The sequence below is a fragment of the Streptococcus bouchesdurhonensis genome (assembly GCF_948472335.1).
Genome location: NZ_CAOKTW010000036.1, coordinates 1 through 2,756, shown reverse-complemented (window position 1 = coordinate 2,756; position 2,756 = coordinate 1). Strand labels below are relative to the sequence as shown.

2 protein-coding genes are annotated in these 2,756 nt (G+C 41.2%); one reads left to right on the top strand and one right to left on the bottom strand.

Features of this window, described 5'->3' with window-relative positions:
* The coding region (locus QMQ21_RS19135) for a transposase (protein ID WP_261814984.1) at nucleotides 1–568 on the top strand (568 nt) is incomplete at its 5' end.
* A 108-nt stretch (nucleotides 569–676) separates the two neighbouring features.
* On the opposite strand, the gene QMQ21_RS19130 is transcribed toward QMQ21_RS19135, so the two are convergent.
* A partial coding sequence (locus QMQ21_RS19130; RefSeq protein WP_261814983.1) for a family 20 glycosylhydrolase occupies nucleotides 677–2,756 on the bottom strand: 2,080 nt, incomplete at its 5' end.

Here is a 2,756-nt window from a genome sequence, read left to right as displayed (position 1 = left end):
TCTAGATCGTTTCCATATTGCGCAACATCTTAGCCGTGCTATGAGTCGTGTCCGTGTCCAAATCATGAATCAGTTTCATCGAAAATCCCATGAATACAAGGCTATCAAACGCTACTGGAAGCTCATCCAGCAGGATAGTCGTAAATTGAGTGATAAACGTTTTTATCGCCCTACTTTTCATATGCACTTAACCAATAAAGAGATTCTTGACAAGCTTTTGAGCTATTCAGAAGACTTGAAACACCACTATCAGCTCTATCAGCTCTTGCTTTTTCACTTCCAGAATAAGGAACCAGAGAAGTTTTTCGGACTTATTGAGGATAATCTTAAGCAGGTTCATCCTCTTTTTCGGACTGTCTTTAAAACCTTCCTCAAGGATAAAGAAAAGATTGTCAACGCCCTTCAACTACCCTATTCCAACGCCAAACTGGAAGCCACCAATAATCTCATCAAACTTATCAAGCGCAATGCCTTTGGTTTTCGGAACTTTGAAAACTTCAAAAAACGGATTTTCATCGCTCTAAATATCAAAAAAGAAAGGACGAAATTTGTCCTTTCTCGAGCTTAGCTTTTCTTCAACCCACTACAGTTGACAAAGAGCCAATATAAAAAGCGAGATTTCCATCTCGCTTTTTTGACTCCTTTTCTATCAGAATCTTCTTTATGAGTATTAATATTAGACCCATTCGCCATCGGCATTGACAGTGTAACCATCAATTGTTGTGTTAACAGCCAAGGCCCCTGAAGGGTATGCGTAATACCATTTATCGTTTACTTGGAACCAACCAGTTTTCATTGTACCTGAATTGTCAAGATAATACCATGTATCTCCTTGGTTGACCCAGCCGGTTTGCATGGCACCTGAGTCGTTGAGATAGTACCATGATCCACCTTGATCAATCCAACCAGTTTGCATAGCACCTGAGTTATCAAGATAATACCATGTACCATTTACTTTCTGCCAACCAGTTTTCATTACACCAGACTCATCTAAGTAGTACCATGCTCCGTCTTTAACCCAACCGGTCTTCACCTTATCTGAATGATCATAGTAATACCATTTGCTTTCAATTAATTTCCATCCAGGTTTACTATTTTTACCATCTGCTAATTGATGAGTGACTCCGTTAGCAGAGTTAGATTCAGCCTTAGGCCCGCTTTCAACAACTACTTTGAAAGGAGTTTCTGTTCGGCTAGGCTCTTCCTTAGGAATGTCTAGTCTAGGTTTTTCTTCTGCGATTGGAGCAAGGCCATTCTCATCGCCGACATGTGTAATTGGTGCTCCGAATTCTACAATTTGATCGACAGGTTCTTTGGTTACTTGACTATCTAGAACGGTTTCACTAGCTTTTCCATTTTCAGTAAGAACAGATACGTAAGAAGTGCGTTCACCTAGAACTCCAGCTTTGACAACTTTTTCTTGACCTGCTGGGAGGTTCGTATTTTCTTTTCGAATGACTTTAAATGGAATGCTTTCTGTCTTCACAACTAGTTCAGGTTTAGTTTCAACATTAGCAGCTAGTTCATTTTCATCTAGGCTTCCTGAATGAGTTGCAGCTGGTTTGAGGCCTTGCAGAGCAGCTTTGAGCTTACCTACTAGTGCGTCTAGTTCAGCTTGTTTGCTGCGGTTGAGGTTAAGGTTTAGTCCATCTTTTGCTGCCTTGAGTGCTGCTAGGCTTTCTGTGCTGTATCCGTCTAAGTTTGTAGGGATTTTAGCTAATTCTTCGCGAAGAGCATTATAATTAGCTCGGAAGTAGTCTTTGTTGTGGTCAGCAAAGGCAGTCATGAGTTCAAAGATTTCCTCTTCCTTGTACTCAGCGCTTGGTCTATCTGCCCAGATTGAAAGCATACTTCCAACTGTTGGAAGGTCAACTTCAGGATATTTGGTAGAAGCTAGTTGATTGAATGGTGTTTTTCCAGTATTCTCAATAGCTTTTTTGAGGAAACCACCACCATCTTCTGGTTTTTGTCCGAGAATGTAGTACCAGTCACCGTTGGTATTCAAGAACTTATAACCCTTGCTTGCTAGATATTGAGGTGAAGCAAGGTTGTAGCCCCACCAGCCTTTAGACCAGTAAGAAATCAAGACATCCTTATCGAATTCAGCATCATCCTTGTCTTCATAGTAGAAGCCATCGTTGAAGGCCATTGGTTGTAGCCCTCTTTCTTTGGCCATAGCAGCAAGGCTGTTAGAATAGTCTGCGAACTTGTTATAGAGTCCATACCATTTGAGGTAGTACCAACCTTGGGCGTTGGTCGCATCATTGGCATATTCATCTGTACCATAGTTGAAAATCTTTGATTTATCAGCAAAGTAATCCATATACTTACCGATAAGGGCTTTGGTAAAGTTAAGGGCTTCTTGATTTTCAAGGTCCATCGTGGTTTTTGAAACTTTATCAAAGTTGGCTTGAGGATTCGCGATGCCAAGTTTTTCCATGGCAACAAGCATAGCATCCATATGTCCTGGGCTATTAATAGCTGGTATCAGACCAATACCTTTTTCCTTAGCGTATTTGGCAAGTTCTGTCACTTCTGCCTGTGTCAGTGCAGTACCGTTTGGATCGTCATAGTAAGCTTTAGTTCCTTCGATAATAGCTTTTTTAACGTCATCACTAGCATAGGTTTTTCCGTTGGCAGTAATGGTCATATCATCGAGTAGGAAGCGAAGGCCATCATTTCCTAGAAGGAGATGGGCATCAGAGTAGCCGAGCTCGCTCGCCTTGTCTATGATGCGTTTGAGTTGATCTAGAGAG